Raw genomic sequence first — 24686 nt, 5'->3', positions numbered from 1 at the left:
CGGCCTCGTCCCGGCGTCGCATCAGCCGCCCGTTGCCGCGTCCGCGGCGGGCATGCCGCGCGGCTGGATCGACGCACGCTGTGCCGATCGTCCATGCGCCAGCCGATACAGCAACGGAAGCACCAACAGCGTCAGGGCCGTGGAAGACATGATGCCGCCGATCACCACCGTCGCCAACGGCCGCTGCACTTCCGCACCCGTCCCCACGGCAATCGCCATCGGCACAAAGCCCAGCGATGCGACCAGCGCGGTCATGAGCACGGGCCGCAGCCGCGTCAATGCGCCTTCGCGGATCGACTCGTCGAGCGGCATGCCGTCCTCGCGCAGGCTGCGGATGTACGAAATCATCACCAGTCCGTTGAGCACCGCCACGCCCGACAGCGCGATGAATCCCACGCCGGCGGAGATCGACAACGGGATGTCCCGCAACCACAAGGCCACCACGCCACCCGTCAATGCGAACGGCACGCCGGTGAACACCAGCAGCCCGTCCTTCACGTTGCCGAACATCACGAACAGCAGCGTGAAGACCAGCAACAGCGCCACCGGCACGACCACTTGCAGCCGCTTGCTCGCCGACTGCAATTGCTCGAAGGTGCCGCCCCATTGCGTCCAGTAGCCGCTGGGCACCTTCACTTCCTCGTTGATCTTCTGCTGCGCCTCGTTCACGAAGCTGCCGATGTCGCGTCCCCGCACGTTGGCCGTGACCACTACGCGCCGCTTCCCGTCTTCACGGCTGATCTGGTTCGGACCCGGGGCCGACTCGATCGTGGCTACGTCGCCAAGCCGCACGAAGCTTCGCGCACCGCCGTTCTCGGGCGCGGGCAGACGCACGGGCAGGCGCTTGATCGCCTCGATGTCGCTGCGCATCGCATCGGGCAGGCGAACCAGGATGTCGAAACGCCGGTCGCCTTCGAACACTGCCCCCGCATCCTTGCCGCCGAGTGCGGCGGACACGCTCTCCTGGATGTCGGAGACGTTGAGCCCGAGCCGCGACACCTTGTCGCGGTCGATGTGCAGCGTCAGCATCGGCAGGCCGGTGGTCTGCTCCACCTTCACATCCGCCGCCCCGGGAATGCCCTCGAGCACCTTGGAGATGCGTTCGGCGCTCTCGTTCATCTCATCCATGCCGTCGCCGAACACCTTCACCGCCACGTCGCTGCGCACGCCGGAGATCAGTTCGTTGAAGCGCATCTGGATCGGCTGCGTGAACTCGTAGTTGTTGCCCGGCACCTTGCTCACGGCCTCCTGCATGGCCGAGACCAGGTCTTCCTTGCTGCGACCCGGGTCGGGCCATTGGTCGCGGGGCTTGAGCATCACGAAGTTGTCGGCCACGTTCGGCGGCATCGGGTCGGTCGCGATCTCCGCCGTGCCGAGCTTGGCAAAGGTGGTGTCGACCTCGGGGAACTCCTTGATGACTTTCTCGAGCTGCGTCTGCATGCCGATGGCTTGCGTGAGGCTCGTGCCCGGAATACGCAAGGCATGCAGTGCAATGTCTCCTTCGTCCAGGCTGGGGATGAACTCGCTGCCCATGCGGGTGGCCAGCAAGCCAGACAGCAGCACGCAGGCAGCGGCCGCGGTCAGTACGAGCGGTTTGCGCGTCATCACCCAGTCGAACGCCGGCGCATAGCCGCGCTTGGCCCACGCCATCAGCCGACCATCCTTCTCGCTGACCTTGCCCGTCACGAACAAGGCCACGGCGGCGGGCACGAAGGTGATCGACAGGATCATGGCCCCCACCAGCGCGATCACCACGGTGAACGCCATCGGATGGAACATCTTCCCTTCGACGCCGGTGAGCGCGAAGATCGGCAGGTAGACCACCATGATGATGAGCTGCCCGAACATCAGCGCACGCCGCGATTCCTTCGACGCCGCGAAGACCTCGTGGAAGCGCTCGTTGCGCGTCAGGGTCCGGCCCAGCGTCGCCTGCGCATGCGAGAGCCGCCGGATGCAGTTCTCGACGATGACCACCGCCCCGTCGATGATGATGCCGAAGTCCAGCGCCCCCAGGCTCATGAGGTTGGCGCTGACCTTGTTGCTGACCATGCCCGTGAAGGTGAAGAGCATCGCCAGCGGAATCACCGTCGCGGTGATGATGGCCGCGCGGATGTTGCCCAGGAAGAAGAACAGGATGGCGATGACCAGCAGCGCGCCTTCCACCAGGTTCTTCTGCACCGTCTTGATCGCCTTTTCCACGAGCACGGTCCGGTCGTAGACGGTCTTGGCGACGATGCCCTTGGGCAGGCTCTTGTTGATGTCCTTCAGCCGCTTGTCCACCGCGGTGGACACGTCGCGGCTATTCTCGCCCAGCAGCATGAAGACGGTGCCGAGCACCACTTCGCTTCCATTCTCCGTGGCCGCGCCCGTGCGCAGTTCCTTGCCCAGCCCGACCTCGGCCACATCGCGGATGCGCACCGGCACGCCCTTGACCGTGGCGACCACGACGTTGGCAATGTCCTCCAGTCCGCTGACTTGGCCCGGCGCTCGGATCAGGTATTGCTCGCCGCGGCGTTCGATGTAGCCCGCGCCGACGTTGGCGTTGTTGCGTTCCAGCGCATCGATCAGGTCGGGGATGGCCAGGCCATGCGCCACGAGCCGGTCCGGCAGCGGCGCCACTTGAAACTCCTTGGCGTAGCCGCCGATGGTGTTGATCTCCGTCACCCCCGGCACGGTGCGCAACTGCGGCTTGATGACCCAGTCTTGGATCTCGCGCAGGTCCATGGGCGTCCACGCGCTGCCATCGGGCTTGCGCGCGCCCGGCTCGGCCTCCACGGTCCACATGTAGATCTCGCCAAGGCCGGTGGCGATGGGGCCCATGGCGGGCGACAGCCCACCGGGCAGCTTGCTGCGCGCCTCCTGCAGGCGCTCGCCGACCAACTGGCGCGCGAAGTAGATGTCCGTGCCCTCCTTGAAGACGACGGTGACTTGCGACAGTCCGTAGCGCGAGATGGAACGCGTGTGTTCCAGCCGGGGCAGGCCCGCCATGGCCGTCTCGATCGGGAAGGTCACGCGCTGCTCGGCCTCGAGCGGCGAGTAGCCCGGTGCCTCGGTGTTGATCTGCACCTGCACGTTGGTGATGTCGGGCACCGCGTCGATCGGCAGCCGCTGGTAGTTGAAGATGCCCAGGCCGACCATGCCGAGCACGGCGAGCATGACCAGCCATCGCTGGTCGATGGCAAAACGGATGATTCGTTCAAACATGTTGGGTCGTGCCTCAGAGCGCTTCGTCGGCGCGTTCACCCGTGCGGATGCGCACGACATCGACAAGCTCGGTCACGCCGACGATGCCGTCGCCCGGTTGGCCGGTGCGGGCAACGGTTGCGATGGCGTCGACGACGCCCTGTGCATCCGCATCGGCGCACATCACGAGCAGGACGAGTTGCTGATGCCCATCGGGCTTCCACTCGTCGTCTGCGTAGCGATGCTGGTGGCCATGCCCTCGTGGATGGCCGAACGCCGGGAATACCGTGAAGCCGGGCAGATGTGCAAGCCCGTGCAGGGCGGCCTCGACGGCGTCGAGGCGGTGGGGGCGAATGACCGCGGTGATTTGTTTCATGTGATTGCCCCCTTCAGTGGTCGTGGCTTGCGCCAGCCTTGCCCAGTTCGGCCTTGACCACGAAGCTGTTGGTCCGGGCATAGTTCTCCCCGGCGCGCAAGCCGGCGCGCACTTCGACGTGCTTGCCATCGCTGATGCCAAGCTCCAGCGGCCGCGCCTCCAGCGCCGTGCCGTAACGGCCGAACACCACCTTCCAGTCGCGCAGGTCCTGTACCGCATCGGCCGCCACCGCGACCGCGACCTGCTTCTCCTCGATGAGCACGTCGACCGTGACGGGCAAGCCGGGCCGCCAGATGCCCTTGGGATTGGCGAGCACGATGCGCGCCACGGCATTGCGCGTCTGTTCGCCGACGAGCGCGCTCATGTAGTTGATCTTCGCGTTGGCTTGCGCCTCGAAGGCGTTGGCCTTGACCACCACCGGCAGGCCGGTGACGACGCTGCCGAGATCACGCACACCCACGGCGGCCTCGACCCAAACGGTCGACAGGTCGGAGACGGTGAAGACAGCACTGTCTTCCTTCACCGACTCACCAAGCGACAGCCGCTTTTCAGTGACGATGCCATCGATCGGCGAGCGCAGTTCGTAGCGGGTGAGGCTGCCGCTTGCGGCGACGCCACCCAGCGACGCGAGCTTGTTCTGCGCGCTCTGCACGGCAATGGAGGCTTCCTCCATCGCTGCGCGGGCTTGCAGCATGTCCTGCTCGGCGGAGATCCTTTCTTCCCAGAGCTTGCGCTCGCGTTCGTAGGTCGTGCGTGCGAGCGAGAGGCGGCGTTGCGCGGCCAGCAGTTCGGCGCGTTGATCGGACAGGCCCTGGCTGCTGAGGACGGCCAGCACCTGGCCCTTGCGAACGGCATCGCCTGCGCTGGCCTTGACCTCCTCGACCAGCGCAGCCAGTCGCGGCACCACCTGCACCGTGCGGTCGCTGTTGTATTTCACCTCGCCGGTCAGTCGCAGTGTGCTGCCGATCAGCGCCGGGCCGGCGGTGCCCAGGTCCACGCCCGCCGCTTTCATCTGCGCGTCCGTCATGGTCACGCGGGCCTCGACCTGCTCGTAGCCCATCTGATGCGTCTTGCCCGCATGGGTGGCGGTCACGTTCACCTTGAACGAATGAGGTTCGTCGACGGTCGCGTTCCCCGCCAGGTAGTCGCCCTCCTTGGCCAGAGCAAAGGCCTGGGGCGGCTGGCCGAGACGTTCGATCGTCAACTGGACCTGGCTTTGCGCGGGGTCGACGGGCTTGCCGTCGACATAGGTGTAGAGCCTGAACTGGGGTTCCCGACCGGTTTCGAAGATGGTGACCTCGACCGCGTAGTTGCCGTCCTTCAGCAGCTTGCCGCCATGCGGGCCCTTGGTGGGTGCCGGTGCTGCCTCTTGAGCGTGCTCTTCCTTTTCAGAATGCCCGTCTTTTTCAACATGGCCGTCCTTTTCAGAATGCCCGTCCTTTTCTCCGTGCTCGTCCTTGTGCTCTTCGCCGTGACTCGCCTCCGCATGGCCGTGTCCGTCGCCGCCGTTTGCGGGCTTCTTGTCGCGCAGGATCAATGCGCCCAGAACGGCGGTGATCACGAGCACCGCGACGATCGCGATCCATTGCTTTTTGGGTGGGGTGTTGTTCATGGAAGCTGCTCCGCGATTCAGGGGGTGGCCGGCATCGCATCGACGCCGAGGATTCGGTTCAGGTCGGCCGCCGCGCGATGCGCTTCGGCCAGTGCGCGCAGGTACTGCGTGCGCGCCTGCAAGAGCGTGCGCTGGGCATCGAGCACTTCCAGGAAGCTGAACTTGCCTAGTTCGAACCCGCGAGTGGAAGCGTCGAACGCGCTCTGCGCGCCAGGCAGCACATCGGCGCCGAGGGCGATGGCCTCGGTACGAGCCGCCAGCAAACGCTCGCGGACCTGAGTGGCCTCGCTGCGCACGATGGCGCGGGTCGCGTTGGCTTCTTCGCGGGCCTTGTCCTCGCGGCGCAAGGCCTCGAGGATGTTGCCCTGGTTGCGATCGAACAGCGGAAGCGGCACCGACACGCCGATGACGGCCTGGTTCAGGCCGAGTTCGTTGTTGCGCTTGCCGCCCAGGCTGACCGTGACATCCGAAAACTTGCGCGAGTTCTCGACCGCCGTCAGCGCCGTGCGGCGCGCCACCTCGAGTTCGGCACGGTTCACGGCCGGGGCGTTCTCCATCTTGCTGCGAAACGTCTCGTCGGAGGGCATCGGCGGCAGTGCGACGAGCGAGCCATCAAGCGCATAGCCGTCGATGGGCTGGCCGATCGCGGTCGCCAGCCGCGAACGCGCACCGATTTCCTCGCTGCGCACCTGCGTGAGTTCGATGCGCACGCCGGCCTCGGCCACGCGCGCTTTCGTCTCTTCCACCGGCGAGACCTTGCCGGCCGCCACCCGCTGCGTCGCCGCAAGGGACGAGCGTTGCACGACGGCGAGCGCGGCCTCGGCCACGCGCACCCGCTCCTGCACTGCGAGCAGGTCGAAGTACGCCGTGGCCACCGCCGCACGCACCCCTCGCCGACGCGTTTGCAGTTCAAGTCGCGCCACATCGCTGCCGCGGTCGGCCGCGGCAATGCGCGCATCGCGCTTGCCGCCAAGCTCGATCGGCTGGTTGATCTGCAAGGTGGTGGTGCGCGTGGCCTGGCGCGTGTCCTCCAGCAGGAAGGCAAGTTCCGGATTGGGCCGCGCCTCGGCTTGCAGTCGCGCGCCGGCGACCGCGTCCACTTCCAGGCTGGCGGCGGCCAGCTCCGGATTGAGGGCCATCGCCAGATTGACAGCGGCAGCCAGCGTCAGCGGCGGACGGGCCTGCGCGTTGCCGGCCTTGGCCGCCTCAGGCGGTGGCGAAAAAGAGGGGGAAGGTGTCCCTTGGGCAAAGGCCCCGGGCACCACGAGAAACGCCGCCGCGAACGGCAACACAAACCTGCGCATCGAATTCTCCGTTGGTCACTGGACGAGGGAATTCGGCAAGGCGAGGCGGGTGTGCGTCTTTCGTGAATGGTTGTCGAGATCGCGCGCCGCCTCAGAAGCCCTGCCGAAGGGAGTCTTCGGAGGCTTTGGGAGGACGCTCAAGGGAGGCAATCAAGGCACTGTGGAATGAATCGACAGGGCTTGGGGGATCGCGCTGGGCGCCAACAAGCGGGGGCACCAGCAAGGGAATGTGGGGCACCGGGTTCACGCTCAGCGCGTGGTGATGATCGGTGTCCATGGCCTTGATCACGCCCTGCTCGCCGGCTTGCTCGTCGCCTGTGGCATCGGGCGATGCCTTGGCTGTCGCGACGTCGCCGTGATGCGGATCGTGATGACCGAAATGGCGTGTAGCCGCATTGACCTGCTCGTGCGCGCAGACGGACGCCGCCGCACTCCAGACGGACTGGAGCGGCATCAGCAGCATCAGAAAGACGAGCAGCAGGCGGCGCATGGGTGGGAAGTCTAGCAATGACCGAAGGACGGCCCGCCGCGAAGGCTTACGCAGCGCGGGGCCATGCGGACAGCTTCAGTGCGGATGGTCATGGCGATGATGGATGTCGGGATGGTGCGCATGAGCATGTTCCAGCGGTTCATGCCGGTGCCAGTGGGAGTGCCGGACGTTGGCATGCACGCCATCGGCGTGGTGGCGGTGATGCTCGTCGTGCGTGTGTGCGTGTTCGTGCTCCATCGGCTCATGCACATGAGGATGGACGTGGCGTTCCCGAATGTGCAACCAGACGCCAAAGGCCATCAAGGCGCTCGCAACGATCAGCTCCAGGGTCACCGGCTCTCCCAGCAGCATGATCGAGAGCACCGCACCAAAAAATGGCGCCACCGAGAAATACGCGCCCGTGCGAGCCGTGCCCAGGTGGCGCAACGCAATGACGAAGAGCACCAGGCTCGTGCCGTAGCTCAGCAGTCCCAGCACGGCGGCACCGGAGAGCACCGCCACGGAGGGCAGCTTCGCCCCGAAGGCGAGCGCGACAGCCAGGTTCGTGGCGCCGGCGGCCAGGCCCTTCGTCATCGCGATGAACGACGCATCCATGCCCGACACCTTGCGCGTCAGGTTGTTGTCCAGCGCCCAGGCCGCGCACGCGCCGAGCACGGCCAGCGACGGCCAGAGGGCACCCACGCGCGCCTCGCCAGGCCGACTCAGCACGACGGCGCCGGCCACGATGGCCAGCATGCCGAGGGCGATCTGCCTGTCGAAGTTTTCCCTGAATGCGAACCAGGCCAGCAACGCGGTGAACACGCCTTCTGCATTGAGGAGAAGAGAAGCATCGGTGGCCGCCATGCCGGACAAGCCTGTCATCAACAGCAGCGGGCCGACCAGCCCACCCGCCACCACGGCGCCGCCGAGCCATTTCGCTTCGCCGGGCTGGATCACGACCCTGGGCGACCGCGACACCGAACGCCACAGCCACAGCCCGAGTCCCGATCCGAGATAGAGCAGTCCGGCCAGCATCCATGGACTGGCATGCGAAAGCAGCAGCTTGGCAAGCGGCGTGCCCGCGCCAAAGAGCACCGCCGCGCCCAATGCGGCGATGACTCCCCGATGCAGGCCGGTTTCTGTCATGCCTTTGCCTTGACCTTCATCAGGCGAAGCCCGTTCGCCACAACGAGCAAGGTCGCGCCCATGTCGGCGAACACGGCCATCCACATGGTCGCCGTGCCGAAGATCGCCAGCACCATGAACACGGCCTTGATGCCCAACGCGAGCGAGATGTTCTGCATCAGCACGCTGTGCGTCCTGCGGGAAAGGCGAATCGTCTCGGGGATGCGGCGCAGGTCGTCGTTCATCACCACGACGTCGGCGGCTTCCATCGCAATGTCGGTGCCCATGCCGCCCATGGCGAAGCCGATGTCGGATTGGGCCAGCGCCGGCGCATCGTTGATGCCGTCGCCGGTCATGCCGGTCATGCCGTGCCGGTCCTTGAGGCTCTTGATCTCGGCGAGCTTGTCTTCCGGCAGCAGGTTGCCGCGTACTTCATCGATGCCGGCTTGTGCCGCGATGGTTCTCGCAGTAGCGACGTTGTCGCCCGTCAGCATCACTGGCGCCACGCCCAGCGCCTTCAGTTCGGCAATGGCCTCGCGCGACGAGTCCTTGATGGTGTCGGCCACCGCGAAGATGGCCAGCACGCCGTCGGCGTCGGCCAGCAAGGTCACTGTGCGGCCTTGTTCCTCATGCGCCTTCAGGACGGCCTCGATGTCGGGCGAGCATTGCTTGCGCTCCTCGATCAGGCGATGGTTGCCCAGCACGTAGGTGCGACCGCCGACCTCGCCTTGCGTGCCACGACCGGCCAGGGCGGCGAAGGAAGACACGGCGCTCACCGGCAACGACAGCCCCTGCGCAATCGCCTTCGAGACGGGATGGTCCGATCGGTCCGCCAGGCTCATGGCGATGCGGGAGATCGGGCCGGCATCCTCGCCTTCACGCAGCGACTTCCACTCGACGAGCCTGGGCTTTCCCTCGGTGATCGTGCCGGTCTTGTCGAGCGCGATCGCCTTCAGCTTGCGGGCCTCTTCCAGGTAGGTGCCACCCTTGATGAGGATGCCGCGCCGCGCGGCGGCGGCCAGGGCGCTCACCACCGTCACCGGCGTCGAGATGACCAGCGCGCAGGGGCAGGCCACGACGAGCAGCACCAGGGCCTTGTAGATCGCGTCGAGCCATTCCAGGCCCGCCAGCCACGGGCTCAACAAGGCGACGGCCAGCGCTAGAACGAAGACAGCAGGCGTGTAGATCGCAGCGAACCGGTCGACGAAACGTTGTGTCGGTGCGCGCGTGCCTTGCGCTTCCTCGACGGCATGGATGATCCGCGCGAGGGTGGTGTTGGATGCGGCTGCCGTCACGCGGAACTGGAGTTCGCCCGTTTCGTTAATAGTGCCCGCAAAGACCGGGTCACCGATAGTGCGGTCGACTGGCAGGCTTTCCCCGGTGACGGGCGCCTGGTTGACGGCGCTGCGGCCTTCGGTGATCACGCCGTCCAGCGGCACGCGCTCGCCGGGCCGGATGCGCACGATGGCTTCGAGCGAGACGCTGTTCGAGGGGACTGCCTTCCAGCTCTTGTCGGCTTGCAGCACGTCGGCTTCTTCCGGCGCGAGCGCCACCAGGCCCTTGATCGCGTTGCGCGCCCGGTCGGCGGCTCTCGCCTCGATCAATTCAGCGATGGCGTACAGGGCCATCACCATCGCGGCTTCGGGCCACTGGCCGATGATGAAGGCGCCGGTCACAGCCACGCTCATCAGCGCATTGATATTGAGCCGGCCGCGCATCAGGGCCTTGATGCCCTTGGTATAGGTCTCGACGCCGGACAACCAGATCGCCAGTGCCGCGAGGGCCAGGCCCAGATATTTCATGGCCGGGACATCGCCGGCGATGTAATGCAGGCCTTCGGCGCCGATCGCGAGCACGAGGGCCGCCGCCAGGCGCTTCACGCCGGTGCCATGGCCATGGTCGTCGTGCGCGTCGTGATCGTCCCCGGCATGGGCGCCCGCAGGCGCATCGGCGGCGGGGCCGCCGGCAGGTAGCGGCGCGGAGTCATACCCGGCGCTCTTGATGGCCTTGACCGCAAGGGCAACGACATCGTCCGGCGCACTGATGGCAACTGTGCGTGCACCGAGCTGGAAGTTGAGACTCCGGATGCCGGGCACCTTGTCGAGCGCGCGACGGATGTCGCTTTCCTCCACCGCGCAATCCATGGCCGGAATGCGCAAAACGGTGGCACCGGCGGGCGCGGCGCGCGCCGGGCCGGGGGCGGCGGCGGGCGACGCGCAGCATGCGTCGCCTTCGCGAGCCTCGACGGGCGGGGCAAGCGCAATGGCAGGGGCGCAACACGCGTCTGCCGCGCAACTGTCGGGAGCGGGGTTGAGCGGGAGGATGTCTGTCGGGGTCTTTGTCATTAGGTCTATTGGAAACCCTGTAGCCGGTATAGAGTCAAGCCTTTTCTGGAAGAGGTCCACATGAAGATCGGTGAACTGGCCCAAGCCACTGACACGCCCGTGGAAACCATCCGGTTCTACGAGCGGGAAAAGCTCCTTCCGGCGCCCGAGCGCAAGGAGAACAACTACCGCTCCTATGGCCCGGAACACGTCGAGCGCTTGACCTTCATCCGCCATTGCCGCTCGCTGGACATGGCGCTCGACGAGATCCGCTCCCTGTTGCGCTTCAAGGATTCGCCGGAGGACAACTGCGTGGGCGTCAACGAACTGCTGGACGACCACATCGGCCACGTGGCGCAGCGCATCCGTGAACTGCGGGTCCTGGAAAAGCTGCTGAAGTCGCTCCGCGAGCAGTGCAGCGACGCGAATGCCGCTTCCAGCTGCGGCATCCTCAAGGAGCTGTCCAGCGATTCACCGGCCGTGTTGGCGAGAGCAACCGGCCGACGGCACGTTCACGGGACGCATTGATGGGCGTGTGAGCGCGAAGGCGATGCCACGCCCTCGCGCCGCTGCTTTGCGCATCGCTCAGATGGAGTGCTGGTTCACCCGTTTCGACAGTTCCTCGGCGCTTTCGCGGCGCTCGCTGTAGCGATCGACCAGGTACGAAGAGACGTCCCGCGTGAGCAGCGTGAATTTGAAGAGCTCTTCCATCACGTCGACCACGCGCTCGTAGTAGGAAGAAGGTTTCATCCGGCCGGCCTCATCGAATTCGAGGAAGGCCTTCGCGACCGAGGACTGGTTCGGGATCGTGATCATGCGCATCCAGCGGCCGAGCACCCTCAACTGGTTGACCGCGTTGAAAGACTGCGATCCCCCGGAAACCTGCATGACCGCCAGCGTCTTGCCCTGCGTGGGACGAACCGCACCCATGCTCAGCGGAATCCAGTCGATCTGCGCTTTCATGATGCCGGTCATCGAGCCGTGCCGTTCGGGCGAGCACCAGACCATGCCTTCGGCTCATTGCGCGAGATCACGCAATTCGCGGACCTTCGGGTGATCATCGGGCGCGCTGTCGGGAAGGGGAAGACCCGTCGGGTCGAAGATTCGCACCTCGCCACCCATCGATTCCAGCAGCCTTGCCGCTTCTTCGGTCAGCAACCTGGAGTACGAGCGCTCGCGCAGCGAGCCATACAGCATCAGGAAGCGCGGCGCGTGCTGGGCTGGCGTCGGGTTGACAAGGCGATTCGCTGTCGGCCGGTCGAACAGGGCCGCGTCGATGTTGGGCAGGCCAAGCGTCGTGGGGGACATGGCACTGCAATCCGGGTTGTGGATGGCACTGATGGTCGGCGTTTTTGATTGCATGTATTCCATTATCCAACTATTATTGAAATATGGAAGAGAACGAAGTCGTCAGATCCCTCGCCGCCTTGGCTCAGCCGGTGCGCTTGCAGGTATTCCGTGCCTTGGTCGTCGCCGGGCCCGGCGGAATGACGCCTGGCGCGCTCGTTGAGAGCCTGGGCGTCGCGGCAACCACCTTGTCGTTCCACCTCAAGGAATTGGTGCATTCCGCGCTCGTGACCCAAGAGCGCGACGGTCGCTACCTGATCTATCGCGCGAGCTTCGACCGCATGAATGGCCTGATCGGCTACCTCACCGAGAACTGTTGCCAAGGCCAAGCCTGTGCCGTCGACCCTGCGACCTCTTGTGCATGTTGAAGGAGAACCTATGAAGCGTTTCCACGTCCATGTCCACGTCGACGATCTGCCCCAGAGCGTCGCCTTCTATTCGAAACTGTTCGCGAGCGCGCCCACGCGCATCGAGGCCGACTATGCCAAGTGGATGCTGGAAGATCCACGCGTCAACTTTGCAATCTCCACGCGCGGCGAGGGTCACGGTGTGGATCACCTGGGCATCCAGGCAGACGACGAGGTCGAGCTTGCCGAGCTCAAGTCGCGTGCGCTATCGGCCGATCGAACGCTGCTCGACGATGGCGAGACCGTCTGCTGCTACTCGAAGAGCGAGAAGCATTGGGTGACCGATCCCCAAGGCATCGCCTGGGAGCAGTTCAGGACGCTGGAGCGCGCCGAGGTCTATGGTGAAAGCCGCTCACTCGCCGTCGAACAAGGCGTCGCTGCCGGCGCATGCTGCGCTGGCGCCGCGCCTCGCACGACTGCAGGACCGGTGAAGTCTGCTTCGTCCTGCTGCTGACCCATGAACTTCAGGGTGGCCAGCGCCGACGATCTGGGCGCAGTGCAAGCGTTGCTCCGTGGCTGCGAGCTACCCGAGGCTGACCTGACGGTCGCCAGCATGTGCGATTTCCTGACGGCACGCACGGATACCGGCGAACTCATCGGCTGCGTTGGCCTCGAACGAGCCGGCGACGCGGGCTTGCTCAGGTCATTGGCAGTGAGCCCTGCCGCGCGCATGAAAGGCTTGGGCACCGGGTTGCTGCAAGAAATGGAATCGCACGCTTTGGCAACGGGCGTGCGCCGCTTGTTCCTTCTGACAACCAGCGCCTCGGCGTTCTTCGCCAGCAAAGGCTACACAGCTTGCGCAAGGAGCGAGGCGCCGGCCGGAATCCGCTCCAGCACCCAGTTCACGGGCATCTGCCCTCAATCCGCGACATGCATGTCGCGCAACCTTGCCGTGCTTCAAGTTTCAACTGTCGCCCCATGACCATCAACGTCCTCATCCTCTGTACGCACAACTCGGCGCGCAGCGTGCTGGCCGAAGGCATGTTGAATCACCTTGCAGCCACGGCCGGCAAGGATGTTCGCGCCTTCAGCGCCGGAAGTGCGCCCAGTGGAAAGCTCAACCCTTTCGCGCTGGAAGCGTTGACCAACGCTGGCGTTGACGTGTCTTCCTATCGCAGTAAGAGCTGGGATGAATTCGTCGGCGATGACAAGCCCGTGATGCGCGTGGTCATCACGGTGTGCGACAGCGCAGCGCGCGAGACCTGCCCCTATTGGCCTGGCAGCCCCGTGAAGATGCACTGGGGCTATGCCGACCCGTCCAACGCGGCCGGAGGCGACGAGGGCAAGCGCATCGCCTTCGAACTGACCCGGCAAGCCATCGCCTACCGAATGCTTCAACTCCTCGCATTGCCGATGGAGTCGATGACGGATGCCGAACTGCAGGCCGCACTGACAACCATTTCCAGGACTTGATCAAGTCAATGGCCACCGCTCAAACCGTCGACCGTGTTCCTTCGCCCGCGCCCCCGGCGATCGGCTTCTTCGAGCGCTACCTCACGGTGTGGGTTGCGCTGTGCATCGTCACCGGCATCGCACTCGGCCAGTGGTTTCCGTCCGTTTTCAAGGGCATTGCCGCGCTTGAGATTGCGAAAGTCAACGTGCCGGTTGGCGTGTTGATCTGGGTGATGATCATCCCGATGCTGCTGAAGATCGACTTCGCGGCGTTGGGACAAGTCAAGGCGCATTGGCGCGGCATCGGTGTGACGCTCTTCATCAACTGGGCCGTCAAGCCGTTTTCGATGGCGCTGCTGGGGTGGATCTTCATCCGCCACGTCTTTGCACCCATGCTTCCGCCAACGCAACTCGACAGCTATATCGCAGGGCTGATCCTGCTGGCAGCCGCACCTTGCACGGCGATGGTGTTTGTCTGGAGCCAACTCTGCAAAGGCGATCCGTACTTCACGCTCTCTCAAGTGGCGTTGAACGACGCGATCATGGTGGTGGCGTTCGCGCCGATCGTTGCGCTCCTGCTGGGGCTGTCATCGATCACCGTTCCTTGGGACACGCTGCTGACGTCGGTGGGTCTGTACATCGTGGTGCCTGTGATCATCGCGCAGCTGTGGCGCTCGCACCTCCTCAAGAAGGGGACGGCGCATTTCCAGGCGGTGGCCTCGAGGCTGGGGCCGTGGTCCATCTCTGCGCTGCTCCTGACGCTGGTGCTGCTGTTCGCGTTCCAGGGCGAGGCCATCATCCGGCAACCCGTGGTGATCGCGCTGCTCGCCGTGCCCATCTTGGTCCAGGTGCTTGTGAATTCGGGACTGGCCTATTGGCTCAATCGCAAGATGGGCGTCGCGCACTGCGTCGCCGGGCCATCGGCGTTGATCGGCGCAAGCAACTTCTTCGAGCTGGCCGTCGCCACCGCCATCAGCCTGTTCGGGTTCCAGTCGGGCGCGGCACTCGCCACGGTGGTCGGGGTGCTCATCGAGGTCCCTGTGATGCTGCTGGTGGTCGCCGTTGTCAATCGCTCGCAGGGGTGGTACGAGCGCGGCATTTCTAGCGTGCGGGCTGAAACATGATCAGGCCCATGCCGACAAGCGCGACACCCGCACCAGCCAGATCCCAGGCTGTCGGTCGAATCTGATCAACGCCCCATAGCCACATCAAGGCGACGCCGATGTAGACGCCGCCGTACGCGGCATAAACTCGACCAGCGGCGGTTTCATGCAAGGTGAGAAGCCAGGCAAAAAGTGCGAGGCTCAACGCCGCGGGCACGAGCCAGAGCACCGATCGACCTTGCTTGAGCCAGAGATACGGCAGATAGCAGCCGACGATTTCGGCGATGGCCGTGACCACGAACAAAAAGAAGGTCTTCATCGCGCTCATTGTGCTGGCCTCAGTTCGCGAACAGCCAACCCGCCGCCGCTGCAAGCGCCACGACCCATACCGGCGACAGCCGCCCGTACACCAGCAAGCCGAACGCACCCAAGGCAAGGCCGAAATCGGCCCGGGAATGGATCGCGCTCGTCCATACCGGGTCGTACAGCGCGGCGGCCAGGACACCCACCACGGCAGCGTTGACCCCGGCCAGGGCACGTTGCACGCCCCTGCGCTGGCGCAGAAGCTCCCAGAACGGCAACGCACCGACGATGATCAGAAAGCCGGGAACAAAGATCGCGACGAGAAGGGACAAACCGCCGATCCACCCACCCAGCGGGCCTGTCATCACCGCCCCGAGGTACGCCGCGAACGTGAACAATGGACCGGGCACGGCTTGGGCCGCGCCGTAGCCGGCAAGGAATGCGTCATTGGTGACCAGGCCGCTGGGCACGACACTCGCCTGCAGCAGCGGCAGCACCACGTGGCCCCCTCCGAATACAAGTGCGCCTGATTGGTAGAAGGAGGCGATGACCGACAGCGCCGGCACATGGACCGTTGCCGCGACAGTCGGAAGCAGCAGCAGCAACAAGGCAAACAACAGCAGCATCGCCGCACCCGTCTTCTTGCTCACGCCATAGTCGCGGTGCTGCGCAACCGGAAGGGCTCCGAGCTGGACAGCCCATCGCCCAACCATGGCGCCTGCGATGATGGCGCCGATTTGCCCCATCGTCGATGGAATCGCAAGCACCAGCAAGGCGGCAACGATCGCGATGCCTGCCCTCAGGCGGTCCGGGCAGAGCGTCTTTGCCATCCCCCAGACGGCCTGTGCGACGACGGCGACCGAGACCACCTTCAAGCCATGCACCACGCCGGACCGCGCAAGCGCCGCCCATTGGGTGACGCCCATCGCAAACAGGATGAGGGCAATGGCCGACGGGAGTGTGAAGCCGGCCCATGCGCATAGCGCGCCCAACCATCCTGCGCGCCCTAGTCCCAATGCAATGCCAACTTTGCTGCTCGCTGGCCCCGGTAGAAACTGGCAAAGCGCAACCAGGTCAGAGTAGCTCTTGTCGTCCAGCCATGCCCGGCGTTCGACGAACTCGGTGCGAAAGTAACCCAGGTGCGCGACGGGGCCGCCGAAGGAGGTCAGCCCGAGCTTCAGAAAGGCCAGGAACACCTCGACGACCGAGCCCGGGCGCGTGGCGCTGCTTGCTGAAACGGCGACGGTTCGGGCATCACTTTTGGTGTCTTGTTTCTGGCGGAGGCTCATCAAGCGAAAGCTTACCGCTTGGCCTCAGAAAAAAAATAAATCAATATGACTTGCCGCGCCACACATGCGATGTCGCCTGATGCAAAGCCCGGCCGATCAATCCTGACCTCGTCGAGCGCGGACATGAACCGCCTTTGGAAGTCAAGTTTCCAATGCAATGTCTACTTCGGGCCCCAACGTCATTTCGCAATCTGTCGAAGCGGTCATCCAATGCGATTCCGTCGGCCGCTGCATGTGCCGCCGAGTTCCAGGGACACCGGTCATGCGCTGGCAAGGTCGTCAAATTCAGCTTTCAGACCTCCCCGTCGCTCTGTTCGAAAATTCGAAAGACCGCAACCAGTCAGTCTTCAGCGTAAGTGTGGCTGCGCGGCTGTTCGTGAGGGCCAAACGCGAAGTTCGACTGGTTGCACGTTGAAGCCGCATCAGATAGTCTCACAGCGCTTCCAGCGCCCGGGCTCGCCGCAGGCCCGCCAATCCGGAGACCCTGCATGAGCCTTGCCACTGACCATCCGGTGTCCGACTGGAAGCACAACGCCTGCATCCTGTGCGAATGCAATTGCGGCATCGAGGTTCAACTGGGCGGACCCCAAGGGCGCAACCTGGTCCGGGTACGCGGTGACGATGCGCACCCCGCGTCCAGGGGCTATGCGTGCGAGAAGGCGTCGCGCGTGGACTACTACCAGAACGGCCCGCACCGCTTGACACGGCCATTGCGCCGTCGCGCCGACGGCGGCTTCGACGAGATCGACTGGGACACGGCGATCCGCGAGGTGGCCGGCAAGCTCGCCGCGCTGCGTGACACCCACGGCGGGTCCAGCATCCTGTACTACGGTGGCGGCGGGCAGGGCAATCACCTGCCCGGCCTCTACAGCCGCGCCACGCGCGCAGTGCTTGGCATGCGCTACCAGAGCAGCGCGCTGGCCCAGGAGAAGACCGGTGAATTCTTCGTCGCCGGCTGCATGCTGGGCGGCATCACGCGTTCGGACTTCGAGCATTGCGAGGTGGGCCTGCTGATCGGCAAGAACCCCTGGCTTTCGCACGGCATACCGCGTGCCCGGGTCACGCTGCGCGAGATCGCGCGCGACCCGGCGCGAACGTTGATCGTGATCGATCCTCGCCTCACCGAGACCGCCGAGATCGCCGACCTCCACCTGCGCGTGCAACCGGGCGGCGACGCGCACCTGCTGACGGCCATGGTGGCCGTGGTGGTGCAGGAAGACTTGGTCGCGCGCGATTGGCTCGCCGCGCATGCCGACGGCGTGGCCGAGGTGCTGCCGCACTTCAGCGCTGTTTCGGTCGCCGAATGCTGCGCCAAGGCGGGCGTCGATGAAGCCCTCGTCCGCCAGGCCGCCCGATGCATCGCTAGGGCCGGCAGCGTCGCGAGCTTCGAGGACCTGGGCGTGCAGATGAACCGGCATTCGACGCTGGTGTCGTACCTGCACAAGCTGCTGGTGTTGCTGACGGGCCACTTCGGCAAGAAGGGCGCGGCCTATCGGCCCAGCAGCTTGGTGCCACTGTTCGGCGGCGTCAACGGCGGTGCGGCGGGTCTCAAGCGCACGCCGGTGACCGGCGCGCCGATCATCGGCGGCCTGATGCCTTGCAACAGCATTCCCGACGAGATCCTCTCCGACCATGCGCAACGCTTCCGAGGTCTGATTGTTGAGAGTGGCAACCCGGCCCACTCCCTGGCCGATGGCCCCCGCATGCGTCAGGCGTTGGCGGCGCTGGACCTGCTGGTCGTGATCGACGTGGCGATGACCGAGAGCGCGCGCCTGGCGCACTACGTACTGCCGGTGGCGAGCCAGTTCGAGAAGGCCGAAGCCACCTTCTTCAACTTCGAGTTCCCGAACAACTACTTTCACGTTCGCCGCGCGCTGCTGCCGCAGCTGGACGGCCTGTTCAGTGAGGCGGAACTGCACGCTCGGCTGGTCGAGGCGTTGGGCGCGCTGCCGCAAGAGGCCGTGGCAGCGCTGCGTGCCGCATGGGAGGCGGGTCGCGCCGATTTCCGCCGCGCATTCGTGGGACTGATGCGTGCCGATCCCCAGCTCGAGGTGCTTGCGCCGGTGTTGCTGTATCGCGCCATCGGCCCGCTGCTGCCGGAGGGCAGCGCCGAAGCGGCAGCGTTGTGGGGTGTTTGCCAGACGGCGTCGCAGAAGCAGATGGCGTCGATTGCGCGCGCCGGCTTCGATGGCCCGGCGCCCGAGGCCGCCGACGCCTTGTTCGATGCACTGCTGGCCAGCCCCAGCGCGGTGGTGTTCTCCATTGACGATTGGGCCGAGAGTTTCCAGCGCGTGGCCACTGCCAATGGCCGCATCCAGTTGGCCATTCCCGAACTGTTCGAAGAACTCGATGCCTTGGCCGCGGAGCCCGCGCCCACCGGCTCGGCCGAATTTCCGCTGGTGCTGTCGGCGGGCGAGCGCCGTTCGTTCACGGCCAACACCATCATTCGCAATCCAGCTTGGCGCAACAAGGACCGCAACGGTGCCCTGCGCATGCACCCCGACGATGCCGCCCGCGCCGGCGTGGTCAACGGCGGTGCGGCCTTGCTGAGCACCGGGCGCGGATCGGCGAAGGTGCTGGTCGAGTTGTCCGACCGCATGCGGCCAGGCCACGTGTCGCTGCCCAACGGGCAAGGCCTCGACTACGGCGAGGAGGGTGGCCCACCCCAGGTCACCGGCGTGTCAACGAATGAGTTGACCTCGAACGAGGATCGGGATTGGTTCGCAGGTACGCCCTGGCACAAGCACGTTCCGGCGCGGGTCATGGCGCTGGAATAGCGGTAAGAAACTGCATCGGATCGCGCTGCAGGATTCGTCGAATCGAAGGAGTTCTCATGGCTACGCGGCGTCTGGTAACCGGGCATAGGATTCGATCGGCAACTGTCAGCCTCGCCCGTCACAGCTTCAGTGCCGCGCCCATCGTCCTGGCGCGTTCACCGTAGACCTTGCGCACGTTCGTCAGCGTGGCCGGCATGCGGCCGCTCTTGAAGTATTGGCCCGCCGTGGCTTGCGCGAAGGTGATGGTGTGCGCGTCGCTGAACTGCTTGCACATCGTCGCTTTGGCGAGCAACTCGGCCGGTGCGATCATCCAGCCGATGCGCAGGCCCGCCCTGACTGAGCGACAGGATCGAAGGCGGTGGCGCATCGTTGAAGTACAGGTCGCCGTAGGGGTCGTCCTCGACCACCAGCATCTGGTGCTTGACGACGAGTTCCAGCGCTTTGCGGCGCTGCAGTGACAGCATCGCGCCGCTCGGATTGCCGAAGGTCGGGTCGGATAGACGAACTTTGGCCTGTGCTCGGCGATCCGTGCTTCAACTCCTCGGTCTTGACACCGTTGGCGTCGATCGGCGCGCTGATGAGCTGCGCTCCGTACAACGAAAGCACTTGATGGTCGCCAGGAAGGTCGGCCCTTCGACGATTACGTTGTCGCCGGGCGAGATCAGCGTCTTGCCCGGCAGGCCAGGCCCGGTGCGCGACCCGGAGGAGCATAGACTCGCGGTTCGGCAGGGTTGGGTGAAACCCGGCCGTAACTCGGCCGTGCTCTTCTTGCGCAACCGGCCTCGAGGTTGCTCTCGACAGCCATTGCGGCAAGGTGAAGAGACGGCCCGGGCCGCAGCGCTCCGTTTCTTGTCAATTCGCTGTCATCGGCTCGATGACTTGGCGCACTTCGGATACCTTGCTTGCGGGGAAGCCGCTGAGCGTGGCGTGCTCGTGTACCAGTGATTCGTCGTCGGCCAAGTAGACGCAGAAGGTCTTGTCGTCGACCACGTAGGAGTGCACCCATTGCACCTTGCCCGACAGCGTGGCCAGCGCTGCATTGGAGACCGTCGAGGCGGCCTTGAGTTGCTGGCTGTCGAAATTTCCCACGCCAGGGATGTTGCGTTCAATGAGGTAGCGCTTCATGAATTTCTCCTTGAGGAAGGCCCGCAGCAATGGAGGGAACCTGCGGCCACGCTGCGAGCGAGGCGACCGGTCGGCACGGCTGGGTGGAAAGACTCTGCATTCAGATGAGTCTCGCTCAGCTCGCCGTCGCGTCAATATTGCTCACTCCGGCTTTGATGCTCAAACGCTTTCTTTCGCCTTCACATGAGTACAGCTCAAGCGTAGGATGGTCCGTCATGCGCTTGTCCTCCACTTTGATCAATCAACTGCGCGCCTTCGAGGCCGTTGCGCGGCAGGGAAGCTTCAAGCGCGCGGCGAACGAATTGAGCGTGACGGAGTCGGCCCTGAGCCATCATGTCCGCCACCTGGAACAGCATCTCGGGATCGCCTTGCTGCGGCGGCTTCATCGCCGCATCGAAGTGACAGAAGAGGGCCAACGCCTTTGCGCAGAATGCACGGCCGGCTTGCAGACGCTCGAGCGTGCCGTGAGCCAACTGGCGCTCTCCGAAGCGGAACACACGCTGACCATCAGCGTGGCGCCTTACTTTTCTGCCCGATGGCTCACGCCGCGGCTGGGGCGCTGGTGGGAGCGGCATCCCGACATCGACCTTCAGTTGCGTCATGCCTATCAGCCTGCGGACTTCCTGCACGACAGGGTGGATGCCGGTATCAGTTGGGGCCACGGAAACTGGGAAGAAGCAGAAGTGCGAAAGGTGCTCACTGGCGAACTCGTTGCCGTCTGCAGCCCCGCCCTGGCCAACGCACTGGCACGGGGTTCGGCATTGCAGGCGCTGCAGCGCCAACGGCTGCTCTGTGAATTCGACAGGCAGCATTGGGATGCCTGGTTTCGCAATGCAGGCCATGCGGTCTCACGCAAGCTCGATGTGATCGTGATCGATGACTCGCACGCGCTGCGTCGGGCCGCGCTGGATGGTCACGGCGTGGCGCTCTTCTTCCGCGGTCTGCTACAGGAGGATCTGGCGTCGGGACAACTCGTGCAGCTACAAGAAGCGAAGGTGAATCCGGATGCTGCCTACTACTTCGTCCGCCCCAAGGGCAAGCCGGTCGGCGCCAGGCTGGCCGCATTCCAGCGCTGGTTGCTGGACGAGGTGCGTCGCGCGCCGTTCGCCTAATGGTGAGTGGACCATGCGGTGCTTACTTGACCAGCATCACCGGCGCGGCTGAAAGTTCGACCGTGCTGCGCGCCACCGAGCCGAGCAGCGCACCGGTGTGCGTTCCAACGCCGCGTGCGCCCATCAGGATCAAGTCGCAGTCTTCGGCTCGCGCCAACTCGGCGATGACGGTTCCGGGGTCGCCGACGCGGCGATGATCCGCGTACTTGATGCCTGCGGCATCGAGCATCGCACGTGCCGGCACGAGCGCTTGTTCGCTGCGCTCCCGGTGATAGTCCTCGAGCGTGCCGCTGGCGACGAAGCGTGACACGTCGCCCGAGACCGGGCGCTGCACGTTGAGCAGGTGCACGTTCAGTGCAACGCCATCGCGCAGGTCGTCGCGCAATGCAACGAGCCGTTGCACGGCATTCAGCGCGCCTTCCGAGCCGTCCGTTGCGAGAAGCACGTTCTGCAGCGCCGGGGCACCGGTAGCTCTCGCGACCGGCGCATGCGCAGCCTCCACTGCGGTAGGGGCCTTGCGCGCCGCGAGCCACTTGCCCACCAGCACCACCCCGATCGCACATGCAGCCGGCGCACCCCAATGCAGGAAGGCCGCGTTCAGGTCGACCCAGGGCTTGTCGATCGGGTCGGTGACCGCCATGTCGCCAGCCACCCAGCCGAGCAGTGCGGCGCCGAGCGTGATGATGATCGGAAAACGATCCATCAAGGTCAGCAGCAGGCGGCTTGCGAACACCACCAGGGGAATCGAGATGGCCAGGCCGAGGACCAGCAGCACCGTATTGCCCTTTGCAGCCGCCGCCACCGCGATGACGTTGTCCAGGCTCATTACCAAGTCGGCGAGCAGGATGGTCTTGATCGCTGCGGCCAGGCTGGTGCCGCCGCCGCCATGGCCGTCACCCTCTTCCTCGGGGACTAGCAACTGGACCGCGATCCAGAGCAGGAGCGCCGCGCCGACCAGTTTGAGGTAGGGCAGCCGCAGCAGTTCGACGGCGACGATCGTCAGGCCGATCCGCATCACCACCGCCGCGGCACTGCCCCACAGGATGGCGCGCTTCTGCTGATCGACCGGCAATCCGCGCGCGGCCAGCGCGATGACCACCGCGTTGTCGCCCGACAGCACGATGTTCACACCGATGATCTGCAGCAGCGCGATCCAGAACTCAGGACTTGCGTAGTTCATTTGCTTTCCAAGTTGCTGGTGCGAAAAGCCATCCACCGTTATTTGCTGGCCGCTGTCCAGGTGGACGTCGATGTGGGGGCGCATGCGAGCATACGCGGGTAGAGGAAGATGGTGAAGGCCGCTGCCTCCTGGGCAGGCGATCGTTGTCTTGCTGCTCGCAGCGTGCGTCAGAGCCCGGAGCGTGATTCGTCGTCCAGTAGAGGTCGCGTCACCGGATTGGAGCGACTAGCCTCCAAGGACGTAATGGCAATCGGCACTATCACCGAGGCGTTGATCGCGGGAACGGCGACCAAGCAGGAGGTCCGAAAGATCCGCGGAAGCAACCGGCGCACCGAAGCGGTCTGGGCCGAGTGCGCCAGGCGCGTAACCCCACCACCTCTAAGTAGGGGTGCGCTCAGTTTCGTTGCTTACGGTAAGCAGCGGCCGGATCGCCCAGCCCGTAAGCGGCGTTCTGATCGTCGATCAAACGGCCGACCGCATACTCGGCAACACGGTTCGCCCCCGCTGTCGCATGGCCGTCGTAACGTTGTCGAATAGTTGGTTTCGGCGGGCCAGCCAGCTCGCTTGCATGCAAACATGCCGTGCCGCCATAATCTTTCGATAACAACCTACACAACGGATTCGGCCATGGCAGACCGCGACCCGTATCGAGGCGTCCTGACAGGTCCGACGCGTGCGGCCGGATTGATTCGATCTCTTGCGGTCGGGGTCCTCGCATCGGCGCTGACGCTTATCACAGCCGAAGCGCAGGCTCCTGCGAACGTCCGTGTGGCACTGGTCATTGGTAATGCGGCCTATCACGCGGCGCCGTTGGTCAACTCAATCAATGACGCGCGTGCAATGGGCAGCGCGCTTCGCGACCTCGGCTTCCAAGTCATCGAGGTTAACGACGCTTCGCACGGCCAGATGGCTTCGGCTATCGAAACGACGCGGCGCGCTCTCGCCGGAAAGCAGGGCGTCGCGATGTTTTATTACGCCGGCCACGCGATGCAACTCGACTGGCGAAACTATATGGTTCCCATCGACGCCAAACTCGCCAGCGCGCAGGATGTGCCGGGTCAGACAGTCGATGTCGAGAGCGTCATGACTGCTTTCAAGTCGGCCCGGACCCGCATGAACATTGTGATTCTAGACGCATGCAGGGACAATCCATTTTCCGCCACGGCCAGCGGAAAGGGCTTAGCGCCTCTGGATGCGCCGACCGGGACTTTCTTGGCTTACGCAACAGCCCCAGGCAACGTGGCGCGGGATGGCTCCGAAGCCACAGGTCACGGACTCTACACGCAGTACCTGATCGAGGAACTCAGGAAGCCGCAAGCCAAAATCGAAGATGTCTTCAAGCGCGTACGAACGAATGTGCGCCAACAAAGCAAGGGCCGGCAGATCCCTTGGGAGTCGACCAGCCTGGAAGAGGATTTCTACTTTGGAGGAGCGCCGAAGGCGGTGGTCGTGGCTGCGCTGGAGCCGGGTAGCTTGGAAGCGCTAGAAAATCAACAGGCTGAGTTTGAAGGCGAGCGGTCAGATTGGGACCGCATCCGCGAATCCGCCAAACCTGATGACTTCTTCGCTTACCTTAAGGCGCATCCTAATGGCTACATGAGTGAGCAGGCGCAGTTCAGGCTTGACCAATTGGAGAAGCCGGCAATAGAGGCTCAACCGAAGAAGAACGAACCCCCTGCTCTGCAAAGTGGAAGGCGCCGGTTCGAGGTGGGCGATGCGTTCGAATACGAGCGGGAAGATCGCATGACACGCAATAAGTTTGTCTACAAGGTTAGGGTGACTGCGGCGGATGACAAGCAGGTCGTTTTTGATTCGGGTCGTTCGGTCAGGGACCAGATGGGATCGCTGATCACGGACCGGTTTGGCACCAGAGATCCTGGGCTGCTGCTAGTCCCCGCCGATCTCGAAGTAGGCAAGAGATGGCGCTCCGCATTTACTCTGAAGCACCCTGACGGTAGGACAACGCACAACTTCTGGGACTTTCATGTCACCCGCATTGAAGAGGTGATGATTCCGGCCGGCCGCTACATGGCATTTCGAATCGAGCGGAAAGGGGCAGCGACCGGCCGAAGGAGGACAAACACAATGGTGGGAACTTACTGGATCGACCCGCAGACTATGTATAGCCTCAAGACCGAACTAACTATTTTTTCCGACGGTGGGCGCATTCTTGATGAAACCGACTCGCTGGTGTCTCTGCAGCGGTCGCCTCGTTAGCGATTTCATCTGGGGGAGGTTGGTGATATCTGCCGCGGTGT

20 protein-coding genes and 3 pseudogenes are annotated in these 24686 nt (G+C 64.6%); 9 read left to right on the top strand and 14 right to left on the bottom strand.

Features of this window, described 5'->3' with window-relative positions; all coding sequences use genetic code 11:
* Nucleotides 1-21: 21 nt before the first annotated feature.
* The 7 genes from WKW82_RS26495 to WKW82_RS26465 all read right to left on the bottom strand — a co-directional run bounded on the left by WKW82_RS26495 (nt 22) and on the right by WKW82_RS26465 (nt 10414).
* On the bottom strand, nt 22-3204 hold the full coding sequence (locus WKW82_RS26495; protein WP_340345464.1) for an efflux RND transporter permease subunit: 3183 nt from the start codon (nt 3202-3204) through the stop codon (nt 22-24).
* 13 nt (nt 3205-3217) lie between these two features.
* Nucleotides 3218-3559 carry a P-II family nitrogen regulator gene (locus WKW82_RS26490; RefSeq protein WP_340345462.1) on the bottom strand — a complete coding sequence of 114 codons (342 nt, stop codon included), beginning with the start codon at nt 3557-3559 and terminating at the stop codon, nt 3218-3220.
* Between the two features lie 13 nt (nt 3560-3572).
* On the bottom strand, nt 3573-5171 hold the full coding sequence (locus WKW82_RS26485; RefSeq protein WP_340345461.1) for an efflux RND transporter periplasmic adaptor subunit: 1599 nt from the start codon (nt 5169-5171) through the stop codon (nt 3573-3575).
* 17 nt (nt 5172-5188) lie between these two features.
* Complete coding sequence (locus WKW82_RS26480; RefSeq protein ID WP_340345459.1) at nt 5189-6475, bottom strand: TolC family protein; 1287 nt, start codon at nt 6473-6475, stop codon at nt 5189-5191.
* A 91-nt stretch (nt 6476-6566) separates the two neighbouring features.
* Nucleotides 6567-6965: a hypothetical protein gene (locus WKW82_RS26475; RefSeq protein ID WP_340345457.1), complete on the bottom strand. Its 399-nt coding sequence runs from the start codon at nt 6963-6965 to the stop codon at nt 6567-6569.
* Nucleotides 6966-7040: 75 nt separating this feature from the next.
* Complete coding sequence (locus WKW82_RS26470) at nt 7041-8090, bottom strand: DMT family transporter (RefSeq protein ID WP_340345456.1); 1050 nt, start codon at nt 8088-8090, stop codon at nt 7041-7043.
* Nucleotides 8087-10414, bottom strand: coding sequence for a heavy metal translocating P-type ATPase (locus tag WKW82_RS26465; RefSeq protein WP_340345455.1), 2328 nt, complete (start codon nt 10412-10414; stop codon nt 8087-8089). Before WKW82_RS26465 ends, WKW82_RS26470 begins: the two co-directional genes overlap by 4 nt.
* A 60-nt stretch (nt 10415-10474) precedes the next feature.
* Between WKW82_RS26465 and cadR the strand changes: the two genes are divergently transcribed.
* A complete protein-coding gene (gene cadR / locus WKW82_RS26460) occupies nt 10475-10921 on the top strand; it encodes a Cd(II)/Pb(II)-responsive transcriptional regulator (RefSeq protein ID WP_340345454.1) in 447 nt (148 codons plus the stop codon).
* A 57-nt stretch (nt 10922-10978) separates the two neighbouring features.
* Here cadR and arsH read toward each other — a convergent pair.
* Nucleotides 10979-11701 (bottom strand): annotated as a pseudogene (gene arsH, locus WKW82_RS26455) (arsenical resistance protein ArsH).
* Nucleotides 11702-11784: 83 nt separating this feature from the next.
* Between arsH and WKW82_RS26450 the strand changes: the two are divergent.
* From WKW82_RS26450 to arsB, 5 genes are read left to right on the top strand one after another with little or no spacing between them, the layout of a single operon-like run.
* Nucleotides 11785-12108 (top strand): ArsR/SmtB family transcription factor, encoded by a 324-nt coding sequence (locus tag WKW82_RS26450; protein WP_340345453.1) that lies wholly within the window; start codon nt 11785-11787, stop codon nt 12106-12108.
* A gap of 10 nt (nt 12109-12118) precedes the next feature.
* On the top strand, nt 12119-12601 hold the full coding sequence (locus WKW82_RS26445; protein ID WP_340345451.1) for an ArsI/CadI family heavy metal resistance metalloenzyme: 483 nt from the start codon (nt 12119-12121) through the stop codon (nt 12599-12601).
* A gap of 15 nt (nt 12602-12616) precedes the next feature.
* Nucleotides 12617-13069, top strand: a complete 453-nt coding sequence (gene arsN2 / locus WKW82_RS26440; RefSeq protein ID WP_340345449.1) for an arsenic resistance N-acetyltransferase ArsN2 — start codon at nt 12617-12619, stop codon at nt 13067-13069.
* Nucleotides 13066-13560 carry an arsenate reductase ArsC gene (locus WKW82_RS26435; protein WP_340345448.1) on the top strand — a complete coding sequence of 165 codons (495 nt, stop codon included), beginning with the start codon at nt 13066-13068 and terminating at the stop codon, nt 13558-13560. Before arsN2 ends, WKW82_RS26435 begins: the two co-directional genes overlap by 4 nt.
* 8 nt (nt 13561-13568) lie before the next feature.
* Nucleotides 13569-14663, top strand: coding sequence for an ACR3 family arsenite efflux transporter (gene arsB / locus WKW82_RS26430; protein WP_340345447.1), 1095 nt, complete (start codon nt 13569-13571; stop codon nt 14661-14663).
* Here arsB and WKW82_RS26425 read toward each other — a convergent pair.
* Together WKW82_RS26425 and chrA are read right to left on the bottom strand one after the other, a co-directional pair.
* A complete protein-coding gene (locus tag WKW82_RS26425) occupies nt 14641-14961 on the bottom strand; it encodes a YnfA family protein (protein WP_340345501.1) in 321 nt (106 codons plus the stop codon). The genes arsB and WKW82_RS26425 overlap by 23 nt on opposite strands.
* A gap of 19 nt (nt 14962-14980) precedes the next feature.
* Nucleotides 14981-16234: a chromate efflux transporter gene (gene chrA / locus WKW82_RS26420; protein WP_340345500.1), complete on the bottom strand. Its 1254-nt coding sequence runs from the start codon at nt 16232-16234 to the stop codon at nt 14981-14983.
* Between the two features lie 488 nt (nt 16235-16722).
* Between chrA and WKW82_RS26415 the strand changes: the two genes are divergently transcribed.
* On the top strand, nt 16723-19011 hold the full coding sequence (locus WKW82_RS26415) for a molybdopterin-dependent oxidoreductase (RefSeq protein ID WP_340345446.1): 2289 nt from the start codon (nt 16723-16725) through the stop codon (nt 19009-19011).
* A 124-nt stretch (nt 19012-19135) separates the two neighbouring features.
* On the opposite strand, the pseudogene WKW82_RS26410 reads toward WKW82_RS26415, so the two are convergent.
* Nucleotides 19136-19724 (bottom strand): annotated as a pseudogene (locus tag WKW82_RS26410) (aminotransferase class I/II-fold pyridoxal phosphate-dependent enzyme); the annotation flags it as partial.
* Nucleotides 19725-19863: 139 nt separating this feature from the next.
* Entirely contained in the window at nt 19864-20136 is a 273-nt protein-coding gene (locus WKW82_RS26405; protein WP_340345444.1) for a DUF4242 domain-containing protein, read from the bottom strand.
* 104 nt (nt 20137-20240) lie between these two features.
* Between WKW82_RS26405 and WKW82_RS26400 the strand changes: the two genes are divergently transcribed.
* A complete protein-coding gene (locus WKW82_RS26400; protein WP_340345443.1) occupies nt 20241-21248 on the top strand; it encodes a LysR substrate-binding domain-containing protein in 1008 nt (335 codons plus the stop codon).
* A 22-nt stretch (nt 21249-21270) separates the two neighbouring features.
* On the opposite strand, the gene WKW82_RS26395 is transcribed toward WKW82_RS26400, so the two are convergent.
* Together WKW82_RS26395 and WKW82_RS26390 are read right to left on the bottom strand one after the other, a co-directional pair.
* Nucleotides 21271-21693, bottom strand: coding sequence for a universal stress protein (locus WKW82_RS26395; RefSeq protein WP_340345498.1), 423 nt, complete (start codon nt 21691-21693; stop codon nt 21271-21273).
* Nucleotides 21694-21762: 69 nt separating this feature from the next.
* Nucleotides 21763-22428: pseudogene (locus WKW82_RS26390) on the bottom strand (TerC family protein); the annotation flags it as partial.
* Nucleotides 22429-23055: 627 nt separating this feature from the next.
* On the opposite strand from WKW82_RS26390, the gene WKW82_RS26385 reads away from it, so the two are divergent.
* Nucleotides 23056-24645 (top strand): caspase family protein, encoded by a 1590-nt coding sequence (locus tag WKW82_RS26385; protein WP_340345442.1) that lies wholly within the window; start codon nt 23056-23058, stop codon nt 24643-24645.
* The last annotated feature ends 41 nt before the right edge of the window (nt 24646-24686 follow it).

This window comes from Variovorax rhizosphaerae, assembly GCF_037889975.1.
Classification (GTDB): Bacteria; Pseudomonadota; Gammaproteobacteria; order Burkholderiales; family Burkholderiaceae_C; genus Variovorax; species Variovorax rhizosphaerae.
The sequence above is the reverse complement of the archived record's forward strand: the minus strand, read 5'-3'. Positions and strand labels throughout refer to the sequence as shown.

What these genes read in the sequence shown, in the direction of transcription:
- WKW82_RS26495 (WP_340345464.1), bottom strand. Translation starts at nt 3,204, where the DNA reads ATGTTTGAACGAATCATCCGTTTTGCCATCGACCAGCGATGGCTGGTC.
- WKW82_RS26490 (WP_340345462.1), bottom strand. Translation starts at nt 3,559, where the DNA reads ATGAAACAAATCACCGCGGTCATTCGCCCCCACCGCCTCGACGCCGTC.
- WKW82_RS26485 (WP_340345461.1), bottom strand. Translation starts at nt 5,171, where the DNA reads ATGAACAACACCCCACCCAAAAAGCAATGGATCGCGATCGTCGCGGTG.
- WKW82_RS26480 (WP_340345459.1), bottom strand. Translation starts at nt 6,475, where the DNA reads ATGCGCAGGTTTGTGTTGCCGTTCGCGGCGGCGTTTCTCGTGGTGCCC.
- WKW82_RS26475 (WP_340345457.1), bottom strand. Translation starts at nt 6,965, where the DNA reads ATGCGCCGCCTGCTGCTCGTCTTTCTGATGCTGCTGATGCCGCTCCAG.
- WKW82_RS26470 (WP_340345456.1), bottom strand. Translation starts at nt 8,090, where the DNA reads ATGACAGAAACCGGCCTGCATCGGGGAGTCATCGCCGCATTGGGCGCG.
- WKW82_RS26465 (WP_340345455.1), bottom strand. Translation starts at nt 10,414, where the DNA reads ATGACAAAGACCCCGACAGACATCCTCCCGCTCAACCCCGCTCCCGAC.
- cadR (WP_340345454.1), top strand. Translation starts at nt 10,475, where the DNA reads ATGAAGATCGGTGAACTGGCCCAAGCCACTGACACGCCCGTGGAAACC.
- WKW82_RS26450 (WP_340345453.1), top strand. Translation starts at nt 11,785, where the DNA reads ATGGAAGAGAACGAAGTCGTCAGATCCCTCGCCGCCTTGGCTCAGCCG.
- WKW82_RS26445 (WP_340345451.1), top strand. Translation starts at nt 12,119, where the DNA reads ATGAAGCGTTTCCACGTCCATGTCCACGTCGACGATCTGCCCCAGAGC.
- WKW82_RS26435 (WP_340345448.1), top strand. Translation starts at nt 13,066, where the DNA reads ATGACCATCAACGTCCTCATCCTCTGTACGCACAACTCGGCGCGCAGC.
- arsB (WP_340345447.1), top strand. Translation starts at nt 13,569, where the DNA reads ATGGCCACCGCTCAAACCGTCGACCGTGTTCCTTCGCCCGCGCCCCCG.
- WKW82_RS26425 (WP_340345501.1), bottom strand. Translation starts at nt 14,961, where the DNA reads ATGAAGACCTTCTTTTTGTTCGTGGTCACGGCCATCGCCGAAATCGTC.
- chrA (WP_340345500.1), bottom strand. Translation starts at nt 16,234, where the DNA reads ATGAGCCTCCGCCAGAAACAAGACACCAAAAGTGATGCCCGAACCGTC.
- WKW82_RS26415 (WP_340345446.1), top strand. Translation starts at nt 16,723, where the DNA reads ATGAGCCTTGCCACTGACCATCCGGTGTCCGACTGGAAGCACAACGCC.
- WKW82_RS26405 (WP_340345444.1), bottom strand. Translation starts at nt 20,136, where the DNA reads ATGAAGCGCTACCTCATTGAACGCAACATCCCTGGCGTGGGAAATTTC.
- WKW82_RS26400 (WP_340345443.1), top strand. Translation starts at nt 20,241, where the DNA reads ATGAGTCTCGCTCAGCTCGCCGTCGCGTCAATATTGCTCACTCCGGCT.
- WKW82_RS26385 (WP_340345442.1), top strand. Translation starts at nt 23,056, where the DNA reads ATGGCAGACCGCGACCCGTATCGAGGCGTCCTGACAGGTCCGACGCGT.